Raw genomic sequence first — 14,728 nt, forward strand, 5'->3', positions numbered from 1 at the left:
GGCGCATGACAGATCAGAGTGTGAAACAGCAGCTCGCCGGTTACCGGCAGTCGATTGACAATATTGACGCGGCGCTGGTGCACATGCTGGCCGAGCGCTTCCGCTGCACCAAGGCCGTCGGCGTGCTGAAGGCTACCTACGAATTGCCGCCGGCAGACCCGGCGCGCGAAGAATACCAGATCGCCCGCCTGCGCCGCCTGGCCCAGGATGCTCATCTGGATCCGGATTTCGCCGAGAAGTTCCTGAACTTCATCATCACCGAAGTCATCCGGCATCATGAAGCCATTGCCGCCGAACATGGCGGTGCAACCGAAAAGACCGCCTGACGGCGGCCTCAACAAGAAAAACAGGCATGCCCCGGCAGCCTGCATCGAAAACCTAAGGAGTAATACAATGTCCCTCAAGATTCGTCTCGCCCGCGGTGGTTCCAAGAAGCGCCCGTACTACCAGATCGTTGTTGCTGACGCCCGCGCTCCGCGCGACGGCCGTTTCCTCGACAAGGTCGGTTCCTGGAACCCGATGCTCGGCAAGGACAACGAAAAGCGCGTTGAGCTGAACGTTGAAGCCATCAAGGCATGGGTTGCCAAGGGCGCCCAGCCGACCGACCGCGTCCTGCGCTTCATGGCAGAAGCCGGTCTCGCTGAGCGCGCTGCCCGCGTAAACCCGGACAAGGCAAAGCCGGGCAAGAAGGCCCAGGAACGTTCCGCTGAGAAGGCACAGAAGGCAGCCGACGCTGCTGCAGCTGCTTCGGAAGCCGCCGCAGAATAATCGGCATCCAGCCGTTTACAGCGGGCGGTGGGTCACCCCACCGCCCGTTTTTGCGTTTTCTTTCCCCGTCCGTTCCGCCTAATACCAAGTGTCGATGATAGGAACCTATAGGATGGCTTATTGTGGGTCGCTGGCTAGACGCGGTGCGCCGGGCGATGCTGTCGCATCGGCCAAGCGGCGCAACAACGCCAGGGGCCCACAATAAGCCACCTTTGGTCGGCTTCCCGCCCGTTCTGGCGTCGTCGAGCTCCTTGACCGATGCGACAGCATCGCTCTTCGGACCTCTCCTAGCCAGAAAGGGCGGTCGAGCCGATCCTATGGGTTCCTATCATCGACACGTGGTATAAAAGGAATGTCGAACCGATGCCTCTGCAGGACCGTTCTCACCCATGAGCAAGCTTGAAAACCCGATACTGATGGCCGTGATCGGCGCTGCCCAGGGGCTGCGCGGCGAAGTGCGGGTGAAGACATTCACCGAAGACCCGCTTGGCCTCGGCGACTATGGCTTCCTCTTTGCGGCCGACGGTCGCAAATTCGAGATCCTGGAGATCCGTGACGGCAAGACCGTTGCCATCGTGCGCTTTCGCGGCATCAATGACCGCAACGCTGCCGAGGTGCTGAACGGGACCGAGCTCTTCGTCGATCGCGATGCCCTGCCGGATGATGATCTTGACGAGGACGAGTTCTATTATGCGGATCTCGAGGGCCTCGAGGTCTATGACGCCGAGAACAATCACTACGGTGCCGTAACGGCTGTCTATGACTTCGGCGCCGGTGATCTCCTCGAACTCAAGGGGCCGGGCAAGCGCCCCGTGCTCATTCCGTTTTCCGAAGCCGCAGTGCTCGAAATCGATCTCGAAGGCGGCCGGCTTCTGGTCGATCCGATTGCCGCTGGCCTGAAGGATGACGGCGAAGAGAAGCCCTATGGCAATGCCGGCGGCAAGCCCCGCCCGAACAATGGTCGCTGAGCGCCCGATGCCCTTCAAGGCCTCCATCCTGACGCTCTATCCGGACATGTTTCCGGGTCATCTGGGTCTTGCGCTCGCAGGACGCGCGCTTGAGCGTGGCGACTGGGAAATCGAGGCGGTGCAGATCCGCGACTTCGCCGAGGACAAGCACCGCAGCGTCGACGATACCCCCTCGGGTGGCGGTGCTGGGATGGTGCTTCGACCCGATGTACTTGCGCGCGCGATTGATTCCATAGCCGACGATGGACGGCCGCGGCTGCTGATGAGCCCGCGTGGCCGACCCCTGACGCAGGAGCGGGTGAGGGAGCTCGCTGCAGGCGAGGGCGTGGTCATCGTCTGTGGTCGTTTCGAGGGCGTGGATCAGCGTGTGATCGATGCGCGCCAGCTCGAAGAGGTCTCGATCGGCGACTACATACTTTCCGGCGGCGAGCCTGCGGCACTCACAGTGCTCGATGCCGTCGTGCGCATTCTTCCGGGGGTCATGGGAAACCAGCTCTCGGGCGTGCATGAGAGTTTCGAAGGCGGGCTGCTCGAGCACCCGCAATATACCCGCCCCCAGGTCTTCGAGGGCCTAGATATCCCCGAGGTTCTGACCTCAGGCAATCATGCTCTCATCGAGAAATGGCGGCATGAGCAGGCTGTCGCGCTGACCCGCGAGCGTCGCCCCGATTTGCTGTCGCCTCAGCCGGTGAAGAAATAGTAGGCCGCGAGCCCGAGCCCTGCCGCAACCACCATCCAGCGCAGCACGGATTGCGGCACCTTTTTTGCCATGGCCACACCCGCGTAACCGCCAGCGGCCACGGCCGGGATCATGATCGCGGCATGCAGCCAGGAGATAGCGCCTGCGCTCGCGAAGATCACTATGGCGACGGCGGCGATGACGATCGACAGGAAGTTTTTCAGCGCGTTCAAGCGATGATAGTCACCGCCGCTCGCAAGCCCGAGCGAGGCGAGCATCATGATGCCCATGCCTGCGCCGAAGAAGCCGCCGTAGAACGAGGTGATGGCCTGAAGCGCGAGCCCGAGCGGACTTGCCGGGTGGCTTTCGCCCTTCGTCTTCGGCCTCAGTTTCGGGCCAGCTGCAAAGATCGCGGTGGCGCCGAGCAACAGCCACGGCACCATGGAGCGAAAGGCTGGATTCGACAGTGATATCAAGAAGAGCGAGCCGCCGACGGCACCCACGGCCGAAATGAGGCCGAGCACGATCGCGCTGCGCTTCATCTCTTTCAATTCGTTGCGATAGGCGAGCGTCGAGGTGATATAGCCGGGGAACTGGGTCACGGAAGAGGTGGCATTGGCACTGATCGGCGGCAGGCCGGCAAGTGTCAGCGCTCCGAAGGTCAGGAAGGTGCCGCCGCCTGCGATCGCGTTCACGGCGCCGGACAGGAAGCCGGATGTGAAGAGCAGGAAAATCATGGCAATGGTCATGCGACAGCGCTCCCGATACTTGGAGGCGAAGTCTTAAGGGCAGGAATCCAACGCAGCAAGGCGTTCAGGGTGCCTCGCATGCACGAAATTTGTCTTGTATGGGGTGACAAGCCGGCCTGCTTGGTGTAATGGCCCCCTCGGAAATGGGCTCATTGCCCGTCTGCCAAAACAAAGAACTGCGAATTCGCTCCGACCCATCAGGGTCAATATCCTGCGGCATAGACCTGGGGATGACAGTTGAGCGCTCTGGCTGTTTCAGAAGAAACCGAGGTTAGACATGAACATCATTCAGCAGCTGGAAGCCGAACAGGCCGCCAAGATCGAAGCCAAGCGCAAGCTTCCGGAATTCTCCCCGGGCGACACGGTTCGCGTCAACGTGACCGTCAAGGAAGGCAACCGTACCCGCGTGCAGGCCTATGAAGGCGTTTGCATCGCTCGTTCGGGCGGCGGCATCAACGAGAGCTTCACGGTTCGCAAGATCTCCTACGGCGAAGGCGTCGAGCGCGTATTCCCGGTCTACTCGCCGCTCGTCGAAAGCGTCGAAATCGTTCGCCGTGGTAAGGTCCGTCGCGCCAAGCTGTACTACCTGCGCGATCGTCGCGGCAAGTCGGCTCGTATCGTCGAGAACACCGGTACCCGCGCCCGCAAGCTGAACGACGCCGAGCGCGCCGCCGTTGCCGAAGAAAAGGCACGTCTGGAAGCCGAGAAGGTCGCAGCAGCACAGGCTCTGGCCGCCGAAAAGGCAGCAGCCGAAGCCGCTGAAAAGGCCGCTGCCGCTGAAGCTGCAGCAGCAGCCGAAGCTTCTGCCGAATAAGCAGACGCAAAACGCATTGATGAAAGGCTCCGGTTTCCGGAGCCTTTTTTCGTTTGGGCCTATGGAAGCAGGTTGGTCGCTCAGAGGCTGATGCTGATCGCACCACCGGCCACGATCATGCAGGCTAGCAGCCTGCGAACGGTGAGCGGTTCGCCCAACAGGAACGCCCCGATCAGCACTGCAAAGACAACGCTTGTTTCCCGAACTGCGGTGACCAGGCCCGCAGGTGCATAGGCATAGGCCACCACGACAAGCCCGTAGGCCAGCATGGCGACCACGCCGCCAGCGGCAGCTTTCCAGGTGAGCGGAGATCGCACGTCGATGACAAGGCCCCTTCGGGTCACCGCGAAGGCGATCGTGATCATGATGCCGAAGAGAAACAGCACCCAGAGCGCATAGGCGACTGGTTGCTCGACCAGTTTCACTCCCCGAGAGTCGACCGTGGAATAGCAGGCGATGATCAGGCCGGTCGCAAGTGCAAAGAGGATGGATGAGGTTGCAGCGCGGCTCTTGCCGAGCGACAGGCTCATGATGCCGGCGGCAATCAGGATGACACCCAGTGTTTGCCAGAGCCCCAGCACCTCACCAAAGAAGAGGAGGCCGCCCAGAGTGACCAGCAGCGGCACGGTGCCGCGAACGATCGGGTAGACCTGGCCCAGTTCGCCATGCCTGTAGGCCGCAACCAGGAACAGGCTGTAGCCAACCTGGAGGCCCGCCGACAGCAGGATGTAGGGCCAGGCGGCTGCTCCGGGGACGGGAAACATGAACAGCAAGGGCAGGGTGATGATGCTTCCGGCGAGGCTCATCACTGTGATCGACCAGAGCCGGTCCGCTCCGGTGCGCAGAAAGGCATTCCAGCTGGCATGCAGAACGGCAGCTATCAGCGCCAGGCCGATGGCGACGGTACTCACGGCCGCAGCCTGCGGGTCGAGAGATCTAATTCACGGATGTTCATGGAAGACCTGCAAGGCGGCATATGACATTTTTGTGACAGCCCGACGATAGCGGCTTTGGGTGCCTTTGCAACGGTCCGGCCAAAAGAAAACCGCCCGCTTTTCAGCGGGCGGCTACGGTGCATACCAGCGTGTCGATGTCTTACTTGAAGCTGCGGATGTCTACGAAGTGACCCGCAACAGCGGCAGCTGCCGCCATTGCCGGCGAGACGAGATGCGTGCGGCCCTTGAAGCCCTGGCGGCCTTCGAAGTTGCGGTTCGAGGTCGAGGCGCAACGCTCGCCCGGCTTCAGACGGTCGTCGTTCATGGCGAGGCACATCGAGCAGCCCGGCTCGCGCCAGTCGAAGCCTGCAGCCTTGAAGATCTTGTCGAGGCCTTCCGCTTCCGCCTGTTCCTTCACCAAGCCAGAGCCCGGGACGATCATGGCCGATACGGTGGAAGCCACCGTCTTGCCTTCGACGACCTTGGCCACTTCGCGCAGGTCCTCGATACGGCCGTTGGTGCAGGACCCGATGAAGACGCGGTCGACGGCGATGTCGGTGATCTTGGTGCCCGGCTTCAGACCCATATAGTCGAGGGCGCGCCACTTGGAGGTGCGCTTCGTCTCATCCTGGATGTCATCCGGGTTCGGAACGATGCCCTCGATGGAGACGACGTCCTCGGGCGAGGAGCCCCAGGAGACGATCGGCGGCAGGTTGGCAGCGTCGAGAACGACGACGCGGTCGAAATGTGCACCTTCATCGGACTTCAGCGTCTTCCAGTAGGAAATCGCCTGCTCCAGCGCGTCGCCCTTCGGCGCGCGGGGCTTGTCCTTGATGTATTCGAAGGTCTTTTCATCGGGTGCGATGAGGCCAGCGCGGGCACCGCCTTCGATCGTCATGTTGCAGACGGTCATGCGGCCTTCCATCGACAGCGCTTCGATCGCTTCCCCGGCGAATTCGATGACGTGGCCGGTGCCACCTGCCGTGCCGATCTCGCCGATGATCGCGAGGATGATGTCCTTTGCTGTCACGCCTTCGGGCAACTTCCCGTCGACGCGCACCAGCATGTTCTTGGCCTTCTGCTGGATCAGCGTCTGGGTCGCGAGCACATGCTCGACTTCAGACGTGCCGATACCATGGGCCAGCGCGCCGAAGGCGCCATGCGTCGAGGTGTGGCTGTCGCCGCAGACGATGGTCATGCCGGGCAGGGTGAAGCCCTGTTCCGGGCCGACGATGTGCACGATGCCCTGGCGCTTGTCGGACGCGGAGTAGTATTCGACGCCGAATTCGGCAGCGTTGGTGGCGAGCGCCTCGACCTGGATGCGGCTTTCCTCGTTCTTGATGCCGAGATGGCGGTCCGGCGAGGTCGGAACGTTGTGGTCGACCACGGCCAGCGTCTTCTGCGGTGCACGAACCTTGCGGCCGGCCATGCGCAGCCCTTCGAAGGCCTGCGGAGACGTCACTTCATGGACGAGGTGACGGTCGATGTAGAGAAGACAGGTGCCGTCGTCCTGGCGATCAACGACGTGGTCGTCCCAGATCTTGTCGTAAAGGGTGCGGGGTGCGCTCATGGGTTAAGTTCCGTCCAGACTGAGGAAAAGGGATTTCGGTTTTTAGGATGCAACAAGGTCGGCCGCAGCCGAAGGCGGTCAGCCGCGAAGGCTCGCCAAGGCCCCTTGAACGCGCGCGAAAAAGCGTGCCGGCAGACGCTTGTGGTCCTGCAGCACGATAAACTGGTTCGCGAGGCATCCGAATTTCGATCCCATGAGCGGCGTCTTACCAGTTTTCGCTGTTGTCGGCAATTGCTTCGCTGGTCCTATGACATCCGTCTGTCATGAAGCAGTCGTGCAAGCATGATTGATCTTCGTCAGTATAGATCATCCTCTCGGAACCCGCGTCATGAACGAAGACATCCATCGCATCAAGAATGAGATCCTCGACAGTTTTGATGAGGAACTGGAGCAACAGCTGGACGAGGATCGTCTCGACGATCTCGTCGCGGACGGGATGTCGGAACCGACGATCGACAGACGAATCTATTTCCGCGAACTCTTTCGCCTGCAGCATGAGCTGGTCCGTCTGCAGGACTGGGTTCAGTACAAGAAGCTGAAGATGGTCGTACTGTTCGAGGGCCGCGATTCAGCCGGCAAGGGCGGCGCGATCAAGCGTGTTACCCAGCGGCTCAATCCGCGCGTCTGCCGGGTCGTGGCCCTTCCCGCCCCGACCGAACGCGAGCGGAGCCAGTGGTATTTCCAGCGCTATGTGCAGCATCTGCCGACGGCTGGCGAAATGGTTCTCTTCGACCGCTCCTGGTACAACCGGGCTGGCGTTGAGCGCGTGATGGGCTTCTGCGGACCGGACGAACTGGAGGAGTTCTTTCGATCCGTGCCTGAGTTCGAGCGTATGCTGGTTCGCTCCGGCATCATTCTCGTGAAATACTGGTTCTCGATCACCGACGAGGAGCAGGAATTCCGCTTCCGCATGCGGATCAACGATCCCTTGAAGCAGTGGAAGCTGTCGCCCATGGACCTGGAGAGCCGCGTCCATTGGGAGGCCTATACGCGCGCCAAGGAAGAGATGCTGGAGCGTACACATATCCCGGAAGCCCCATGGTGGGTGGTCCAGGCAGTCGACAAGAAGAAGGCGCGTCTCAATATGATCGCCCATCTTCTGTCGCAGGTGCCATACGAGCATGTGCCGAAGGAAACGGTGGAGCTTCCTGAACGCGTTCGCAACGCCGACTATATCCGCCACCCGGTGCCGACCGAGATGTATGTTCCCGAGCGTTACTGACGGGGTGCTTCAGTCGCGCATGCGGGTTCGCATGCGCTGCTCGAAGCCGCGAAGCAGGATCGACAACCCGATCGTCAGCACCAGATAGACATAGGCCACGATCGAATAGGTCTCGAAGAAGCGGAAGGACCCGGAAGCGTAGACTTTGCCCATCTGGGTGATGTCTGCGACGCCGAGTACCGAGACGAGCGACGAGTCCTTCACCATCGCGACGAAATCGTTCGAGAGCGGCGGGAAGATCACGCGGATCGCCTGGGGGAAGACCACTAGGCGAAACCGTTGGCTGCGGCTTAAGCCCAGAGCCTTTGCCGCCTCTATCTGGCCCTTGTCGATCGACTGGATGCCAGCGCGGAAGATTTCGGCGATAAAAGCCGAATAGCCGATCATCAGGGCGATGATCGCTCGCCACATCAGCGAGAAGTCGCGCACGACCATGGCGTCCGTCAGACCGATCGAGATCAGTGGCGCGGTCACAAGGTTGTAGAGCGCCACAAAGGCGGGCGCGCCGACAAAGGCGATGTAGAAGAGCAGCACCAGGATCGGGATGCCGCGCACCACTTCCACGTAGAAGCGGGCCACTTGCCGCAGGGCCATATGGTCCGACATGCCGAGCAGGGCGATCAACAGCCCCAGTGCCGTGGCCAGAAGGAAGCCGACCAGCGTCACGAAAACAGTGACGCCGAGCCCTTTGACCACGGTGTTGAAGACTTGCGTGTAGATATCGCTAACGAAGAGGACGATCCCGAGGGATAGCGCCATCACGACGAAGGCGATCAGCCACCACGGCCGATCGCCTTTCTGGTCACCCTGAGGCAGGGTCTGGAATGCCATCAGTTACCCGCCTTCAGGTCGCAGGTCTGAAACTGGCTCATTCGCCCATCTTGTAGTCGAGGAACCACTTCTTGTTCAGGGCTTCGATCGTGCCATCGGCTTTCATCGCAGCGATGGCTGCGTTCACCGGGGCCACGAGATCGGAGCCCTTGGTGAAGATGAAGCCGAAGTCTTCCGAACCGAGCGGACCACCGATGAGCTTGAGGCCGCCGTTCGAGGAATCGACATAGCCCTTGCCGGCCGTGCCGTCCGTCAGGACCACGTCGACGTCACCTGTCTTCAGCGCCTGGACGGTCGCGCCGAAGGTTTCAAACAGCTTGATACGCGGGTTCTGTTCGTTGCCGTCGAGGATCTCGTAAACGGCCGTATAGAAGGGCGTTGTCCCCGGCTGTGCGCCGACGAGACCATCCTTGAATTCGCCGAAGCTCTTGCCATCCGTGAAGCGGCTTTCATCGCCACGGACCAGCATGAACTGCTCGGAGCGCATATAGGGCTCGGAGAAATCTACCTTCTCCTTGCGATCTTCCTTGATAGTGATGCCGGTCATGCCAATGTTGAACTGACCGTCCGAGACAGCCTGGATCATCGCGTCCCAGGAGGTGTTCTGGTATTCAACCTTGAAGTTCAAACGCTTGGCGATCTCGTTCATCGCGTCATATTCCCAGCCGATCTGCTGGCCGGACTTGGGGTCCACGAATTGCAGCGGCGGATAGGCGTTTTCCGTTACGACAACGACGGATTTTCCGCCGAGATCCGGCAGGTCGCTCGCATGCGCGGCGAAGGGAACAAGGGCAAGGGCGGACAGACCGGCAAGAACGGCGCGGCGGAACAGCATGGAAATCTCCCGAATTGTGGCAGCGCAGAGTGTCACATCTTGTTCCATGCTGGCAAGGACTGCCAACGCGACGACGAACACCTGACGCATCTTGTTCTAGCAGTGCCGCTGGGGTGGGTGGTTCTGTTTTTCAGACCTTAACTGGAAAAACTGCCTTCTGGCGGCGCCCTCCAGCAAACGATATCCCTTCGGGCAATTTTCCTCGCTGTTCCCAAGGAATAAGTTCATGCTCAAGCGATCCGCAGTTCTGGCCATCAGCCTAGGCTTGTTCACGCCTTTGACCTACCCCGTTTTGGTCTCTGCCCAAGAGGCTGTCGTCGCCGCGGCCGACAAGGAAGCCTTGTTCACAAGTGCCGATCCGAAGCTGCATGCCAACAAGCAGGTCGTCTACCACATCATGCGCGACCTCCTGGAAGCCGGGCATTGGGACAAGGCTGATCAGTTCCTGACCGAGCGCTACCTCCAGCACAATCCGAACGTCCCTTCGGGTCGTGATACGGTTGTCGGGTTTTTCACCCAGGTCCTGAAGGTCGAAAAGAAGCCGATCCCCGAGAAGCTGTCGACACCAGTGGCTTTCGTCACTGCCGAGGGTGATCTGGTCACGGTTGCCATCGTTCGGGAGGAGAAGGACCCGAAGGATCCTTCCAAGACCTATACCACCACGTGGTATGACACCTGGCGTATTGTCGACGGGAAGGCCGACGAACACTGGGATTCGGCAATCAAGGAATAAAGTAAAAGCGGGCCGCCCGCGTTTCCGCAGGTGGCCCGCACAATTCTGTTCAGTCGTGTCTCACGTGAATCAGAAGGTCGCCGTCTTCGGGTCCGGTCCGATACGAGCGCCCGCGTCATCCAGTCCGTTCAGCCTGTCCAGATCCTCCGCCGACAGCTTGAAGTCGAAAACCTTGAAGTTCTCGCCGATGCGCGACGGCGTGACCGACTTCGGGATGACCACAAGGCCATTCTCGATATGCCAGCGAATGATCACTTGAGCCGGCGTGCGGCCAAGTTTCTGGGCAATCTCTGCGATGACAGGATGGCCAAGCAGCTTGCCCTGGCCGAGGGGGCTCCAGGACTGCGTGGCGATCTTGTGCTTCTCATGGAAGGCGCGGGTTTCGCGCTGCTGGAAGTCAGGGTGAAGCTCGATCTGGTTGATGACAGGCACGACGCCGGTCTCGGCCACGATCTTTTCGATATGCTCCGGATAGAAGTTCGATACGCCGATCGACTTCGCCCGACCTTCTTCCTTCAGCGTCACAAGTGCCTTCCAGGTGTCAACGAAGAGACCGCGATGCGCTGACGGCCAGTGGATGAGATACAGGTCGACGTAGTCAGTGCCGAGCCGCTTGAGGCTCGCTTCGAAAGCCTTCAGCGTCTGCTCGTAACCCTGATCCGTGTTCCACAGTTTGGTGGTCAGGAAGATGTCGGAGCGCGGAAGGCCAGACAGGCGGATACCCTCTCCCACGCCCTGCTCGTTCTCATAGACGGCAGCCGTGTCGACATGCCGATAGCCGGCGTCGATTGCTGCCTTGACCGCCGGTGCCGCCTCATTGTCGGGCGTTTGCCACACACCAAGGCCAACCTGCGGGATGCGGGTGCCATCATGCAGCGAAAGGTAAAGCTGATCTGTCATATTGAAATCTCCAGGTCGGGGATGGTCAACGCAATGGATGCGGAAGGAAAATGGAGCGGTAAAATCCGGGCTTCGATGCCGGCCGCCTTTCCTAACTAGTCCGATCCGGCCGCGATAAAAGAGGCATGCGGTCCAATTCGCCTGAACGGGATATCAGAGAACCTGAAGGATCGTCCTGCGGTCAAGATGCGGCAGGAGGCGGCACATGTCCCGGTGGCGAATGGCTACGCATCCCTCCGTCGGCGTGAAGCCCGGTCTTGCAATGTGGAAGAAGATCGCCGATCCGCAGCCCCTCTTTCGCATGCGCATGTTCCAGTCCATCACGACGCAGATGTCATAGAGTTCGTCCACGCGCTCGATACGTTCGTGGCTTGCCGTGAAGGGCGCGCGAACCGGGCGATTGTAGTTCGGGTGACCATTGGCGTCGCACCAGAGCGTGTCGCTGCGGGTGCGCAGCAGCCGGAGCTGGCTTTGTGGTGGCTGGATGCGATCACCTCGGTGATAGGCATAGAGGAGGGGCATGCTGGCAATTGGCGTTGCGCCATCACCCTCGCGCTTGCGGCTCGTCCTGCCGCTTCGGCCGATGGCCGCGGGAATGCTGAGGGTACCCGCTTGTAGAATAGCCCGGCGCTGGTCGCGCGGAGCCGAGCGGACCACAATACGGGCCAAAGTCTTTCGTTGCTGTCGCGAAACCTTCGGTCTCTTGGTCACGACTTTTTGCCTTGTTCGTGATTATTGTTGTACGCTGAGCTCTTCAACTGCTGCAACAACGACTTACATGCCGTGCAAGAGGGCAGCAAGGCCTTCGCCGATGGACCATTCTGGAAGGATGACGGATGACGACGCGGACCATTCTGCTCGTGGATGACGACGATGATCTGAGGCAGATCCTGGTCGAGCAGCTCTCGCTTTACGAAGAGTTCTCGCTGCTTCAGGAAAGTAACGCCACCCGCGCCATGCAGACGGCCAAGACTGCGCAGGTCGATCTGATGATCATGGACGTTGGTCTGCCGGACATGGACGGTCGTGAAGCCGTGAAGCTGCTCCGCAAGGGCGGGTTCAAGTCACCGGTGATCATGCTCACCGGGCATGACACGGATTCCGATACGATCCTCGGCCTTGAGGCCGGTGCCAACGATTATGTCACCAAACCCTTCCGCTTCGCCGTTCTGCTGGCCCGCATCCGGGCGCAGCTACGCCAATACGAGCAGAGCGAAGATGCGACCTTCGGCGTCGGTCCCTATCTGTTCAAGCCGAGCCAGAAGCTGCTGACCACCGACGATGGCAAGAAGATCAGGCTGACGGAGAAGGAATCGGCGATCATCCGATACCTCTACCGCGCTGGTCAGAAGGTCGTGACACGCGACGTGCTGCTCGAGGAAGTCTGGGGCTACAATTCCGGGGTGACCACGCATACGCTGGAAACCCATGTCTACCGTCTTCGCCAGAAGATCGAGCGGGATCCGTCCAATGCCGAGATCCTTGTTACGGAAAACGGCGGGTACAAGATCGTTCCCTGACCGGAATGAGAGTGCATCATATCGGGGATGAGGACGGCTGACGGGTCGTCACTCTCCCCGTTTTGCGTTATGGACGGTCGACGGACGGATAACATCCAAACCGTCTGCAGGAGATGAACGCCATGGCACTCAGCGACGATATCGGGCTCCTGTCGGAATTGCCGCTCTTTTCCGGCCTCGACACCGATCAGTTGCGACTGATCGCGTTTGGCGCTGAGCATCGACAGGTCGCTGCCGGCCAGGCCCTGTTTCGCGAGAAAGCGCCTGCGGAATGCGCCTATGTCATCGCGCGCGGCGAAATCGAGCTCTACGTGATCGGGCGGGATGGCAAGCCTCATCTCGAGACGCGCGTCGGGCCCGGGGTTATGCTGTCTGAACTCGCATTGGTGACCATGGTGGAGCGCAAATACACCGCAGTTGCTGCGCAGGACGTCGAAGTCATCCGCATCACGCGCGCGCTTTTTCACCGGCTTCTCGAAGAATATCCGCAGATGGCCCGCCAGGTCGAGGGCAGGATCAAGCAGTCTCTGGCCGCTTTGATCGAAGGGTCTGAAGCCCTGGCACCCCGCTTTAATTAAATAGCTTACTGTCTATCGCCTGCTATGCGGCCTTGAAGTGTGCTGTCACCGGCACATGGTCGGACGGTTGGGTCCAGCCGCGCGCTTCCTTCAGCACATCGACGCCAGTGAGCAGCGGTGCCAGATCTGCGGACGACCAGACATGGTCGAGGCGTCGGCCGCGATCGGCTGCTGCCCAATCCTTGGCGCGGTAGCTCCACCAGGTGTAGAGCTTCTCAGAGGCCGGCACCTGCTGGCGCATCAGGTCGACCCACTTGCCCTGTCGCATGATGTCGAGCAGTCCTTCGGTTTCTACCGGCGTGTGACTGACGATCTTCAGCATCTGCTTGTGTGACCACACGTCATGTTCGAGCGGCGCGATGTTGAGATCGCCGACCAGGATCGATCCGGTGTCCGGCTCGGCTTCCGCCGAGAGCATCTTCATCTCCTGGATGAAATCGAGCTTGTGGCCGAATTTGGGGTTCACGTCGCGGTTCGGTTCGTCGCCACCGGCCGGAACATAGAAGTTGTGCAGGCGGATCCGGCGGCCGGCCCATTCGAAGACTGCGGAGATGTGGCGGCTGTCGCCCACACCGCAATAGTCCTGGCGGTGATCTTCGGCGAGCGGCAGCTTCGAGCAGATCGCGACGCCGTGATAGCCCTTCTGGCCATGGATCACGATGTTGGAATAGCCGAGTGCCGCAATCGCGTCCGTCGGAAACTGGTCGTTCTGGCACTTGATCTCCTGCAGGCACAGGATGTCCGGGTTCACGCGCTTCAGAAAGTCTTCGACGATCGGAAGGCGCAGGCGCACCGAATTGATGTTCCAGGTGGAGATCGAGAGTGTCATGGCGTCCGCTTTCCAGGTTCCCACGCGTGTTTAGGGGATTACAGCGCGCATGAACAGAAAAAGGCGGCCGGACCTCTCGGGTCTGCCGCCTTCTCCACAACTCGAAAGGTTTGCCTTAACCGCCGCGCTTCTGGCCATGGACCTCGGCATAGGGAATCTCGAACACGCTCGGATCCAGCTGCACACCATTCTGGACGTTGAAGATCATGACGGACGTGTCCTTCTTCTGCATGTCGGTGATCGTCCACTGACGCAGTTCGAAGCTCTTTGGGTCGAACATCAGGGTAATGGTCGAGTCGCCGAAGATCGTCCGGTCGCCGAGCACGATGGTGGTCAGATCGGCTTCCTGCTTCACATCGCGAACCATCTGATTGCCGAGGTCGATGCGCTCCGAAAGCAGAATGCTGAGCGGCGTCTTGTTCAGCGGATAGAGGTCCCAGGTCTTCAGCTTCATGTTGCCGATGACCACGTTCTTGCCGTCGGAAATGACGCGCATCGGCGACGGCTTCTCATAGTTGAAGCGCAGCTTGCCCGGGCGTTCGATAAAGAACTTGCCGCCGGTCTGCTCGCCGCGCGGACCGAACTGGACGAATTCGCCCATCATGGTCTTCACGCTCGAGAAATGGTCGGCGATCTGCTGTGCCGCGCCGGTGGCGGCGAAAACAGGAAAGGGCAGGGCGGCGCAGGCCATGAATGCGGCCGTGCCCAGCACGAACTGGCGACGGCTGGCCACCACCGGCATGTGTGCGTCGCGTTCAGTTTTATCGGTCATGCGGTACTCCTTCATATGCTAACGG

Annotated in this window: 18 protein-coding genes; 9 read left to right on the plus strand and 9 right to left on the minus strand. The window is 60.5% G+C overall.

Going from position 1 to position 14,728, the window contains the following annotated elements; all coding sequences use genetic code 11:
• The first annotated feature begins 5 nt into the window (after positions 1 to 5).
• The 4 genes from AC02Y0_RS19355 to trmD all read left to right on the plus strand — a co-directional run bounded on the left by AC02Y0_RS19355 (position 6) and on the right by trmD (position 2,436).
• A complete protein-coding gene (locus AC02Y0_RS19355) occupies positions 6 to 326 on the plus strand; it encodes a chorismate mutase (protein ID WP_102021148.1) in 321 nt (106 codons plus the stop codon).
• Between the two features lie 67 nt (positions 327 to 393).
• Positions 394 to 768 carry a 30S ribosomal protein S16 gene (gene rpsP, locus AC02Y0_RS19360; protein ID WP_476380572.1) on the plus strand — a complete coding sequence of 125 codons (375 nt, stop codon included), beginning with the start codon at positions 394 to 396 and terminating at the stop codon, positions 766 to 768.
• Between the two features lie 389 nt (positions 769 to 1,157).
• Complete coding sequence (gene rimM, locus AC02Y0_RS19365; protein ID WP_102021146.1) at positions 1,158 to 1,736, plus strand: ribosome maturation factor RimM; 579 nt, start codon at positions 1,158 to 1,160, stop codon at positions 1,734 to 1,736.
• 7 nt (positions 1,737 to 1,743) lie between these two features.
• Positions 1,744 to 2,436 carry a tRNA (guanosine(37)-N1)-methyltransferase TrmD gene (gene trmD, locus AC02Y0_RS19370; RefSeq protein ID WP_476384093.1) on the plus strand — a complete coding sequence of 231 codons (693 nt, stop codon included), beginning with the start codon at positions 1,744 to 1,746 and terminating at the stop codon, positions 2,434 to 2,436.
• Here trmD and AC02Y0_RS19375 read toward each other — a convergent pair.
• Entirely contained in the window at positions 2,418 to 3,164 is a 747-nt protein-coding gene (locus AC02Y0_RS19375) for a sulfite exporter TauE/SafE family protein (protein ID WP_102021145.1), read from the minus strand. The genes trmD and AC02Y0_RS19375 overlap by 19 nt on opposite strands.
• 277 nt (positions 3,165 to 3,441) lie before the next feature.
• On the opposite strand from AC02Y0_RS19375, the gene rplS reads away from it, so the two are divergent.
• Positions 3,442 to 3,978, plus strand: a complete 537-nt coding sequence (gene rplS, locus AC02Y0_RS19380; RefSeq protein ID WP_054150070.1) for a 50S ribosomal protein L19 — start codon at positions 3,442 to 3,444, stop codon at positions 3,976 to 3,978.
• An 80-nt stretch (positions 3,979 to 4,058) separates the two neighbouring features.
• Here rplS and AC02Y0_RS19385 read toward each other — a convergent pair whose 3' ends face one another.
• Both AC02Y0_RS19385 and leuC read right to left on the minus strand, forming a co-directional pair.
• Positions 4,059 to 4,889 carry an EamA family transporter gene (locus tag AC02Y0_RS19385; protein ID WP_476380574.1) on the minus strand — a complete coding sequence of 277 codons (831 nt, stop codon included), beginning with the start codon at positions 4,887 to 4,889 and terminating at the stop codon, positions 4,059 to 4,061.
• A 184-nt stretch (positions 4,890 to 5,073) separates the two neighbouring features.
• Complete coding sequence (gene leuC, locus AC02Y0_RS19390; RefSeq protein ID WP_476380576.1) at positions 5,074 to 6,483, minus strand: 3-isopropylmalate dehydratase large subunit; 1,410 nt, start codon at positions 6,481 to 6,483, stop codon at positions 5,074 to 5,076.
• 328 nt (positions 6,484 to 6,811) lie between these two features.
• Between leuC and ppk2 the strand changes: the two genes are divergently transcribed.
• Positions 6,812 to 7,705: a polyphosphate kinase 2 gene (ppk2, locus tag AC02Y0_RS19395; protein WP_102021142.1), complete on the plus strand. Its 894-nt coding sequence runs from the start codon at positions 6,812 to 6,814 to the stop codon at positions 7,703 to 7,705.
• Positions 7,706 to 7,714: 9 nt separating this feature from the next.
• Here ppk2 and AC02Y0_RS19400 read toward each other — a convergent pair whose 3' ends face one another.
• A complete protein-coding gene (locus tag AC02Y0_RS19400; protein WP_476380578.1) occupies positions 7,715 to 8,536 on the minus strand; it encodes an amino acid ABC transporter permease in 822 nt (273 codons plus the stop codon).
• Positions 8,537 to 8,573: 37 nt separating this feature from the next.
• Positions 8,574 to 9,371 (minus strand): basic amino acid ABC transporter substrate-binding protein, encoded by a 798-nt coding sequence (locus AC02Y0_RS19405; protein WP_476380580.1) that lies wholly within the window; start codon positions 9,369 to 9,371, stop codon positions 8,574 to 8,576.
• Positions 9,372 to 9,597: 226 nt separating this feature from the next.
• Between AC02Y0_RS19405 and AC02Y0_RS19410 the strand changes: the two genes are divergently transcribed.
• Positions 9,598 to 10,104: a nuclear transport factor 2 family protein gene (locus tag AC02Y0_RS19410; protein WP_476380582.1), complete on the plus strand. Its 507-nt coding sequence runs from the start codon at positions 9,598 to 9,600 to the stop codon at positions 10,102 to 10,104.
• 69 nt (positions 10,105 to 10,173) lie between these two features.
• Here the strand turns inward: AC02Y0_RS19410 and AC02Y0_RS19415 are convergent, their stop codons facing one another.
• Entirely contained in the window at positions 10,174 to 11,004 is an 831-nt protein-coding gene (locus AC02Y0_RS19415) for an aldo/keto reductase (RefSeq protein WP_476380584.1), read from the minus strand.
• A gap of 153 nt (positions 11,005 to 11,157) precedes the next feature.
• The gene (locus AC02Y0_RS19420) at positions 11,158 to 11,715 is read right to left on the minus strand and encodes a L,D-transpeptidase family protein (protein ID WP_476380585.1); all 558 of its coding nucleotides are present in this window, start codon (positions 11,713 to 11,715) and stop codon (positions 11,158 to 11,160) included.
• A 125-nt stretch (positions 11,716 to 11,840) separates the two neighbouring features.
• Here AC02Y0_RS19420 and AC02Y0_RS19425 point away from each other — a divergent pair, with 125 nt between their 5' ends.
• Positions 11,841 to 12,524 carry a response regulator transcription factor gene (locus AC02Y0_RS19425; protein ID WP_102021136.1) on the plus strand — a complete coding sequence of 228 codons (684 nt, stop codon included), beginning with the start codon at positions 11,841 to 11,843 and terminating at the stop codon, positions 12,522 to 12,524.
• A gap of 122 nt (positions 12,525 to 12,646) precedes the next feature.
• Positions 12,647 to 13,102 carry a cyclic nucleotide-binding domain-containing protein gene (locus AC02Y0_RS19430; protein WP_476380587.1) on the plus strand — a complete coding sequence of 152 codons (456 nt, stop codon included), beginning with the start codon at positions 12,647 to 12,649 and terminating at the stop codon, positions 13,100 to 13,102.
• A 22-nt stretch (positions 13,103 to 13,124) separates the two neighbouring features.
• Here AC02Y0_RS19430 and AC02Y0_RS19435 read toward each other — a convergent pair whose 3' ends face one another.
• Positions 13,125 to 13,931: an exodeoxyribonuclease III gene (locus tag AC02Y0_RS19435; protein WP_476380588.1), complete on the minus strand. Its 807-nt coding sequence runs from the start codon at positions 13,929 to 13,931 to the stop codon at positions 13,125 to 13,127.
• A 115-nt stretch (positions 13,932 to 14,046) separates the two neighbouring features.
• Positions 14,047 to 14,703 carry an outer membrane lipoprotein carrier protein LolA gene (locus AC02Y0_RS19440; RefSeq protein WP_444556796.1) on the minus strand — a complete coding sequence of 219 codons (657 nt, stop codon included), beginning with the start codon at positions 14,701 to 14,703 and terminating at the stop codon, positions 14,047 to 14,049.
• Positions 14,704 to 14,728: the final 25 nt, after the last annotated feature.

It is taken from the genome of Allorhizobium sp. nf9_anc, from assembly GCF_056323085.1.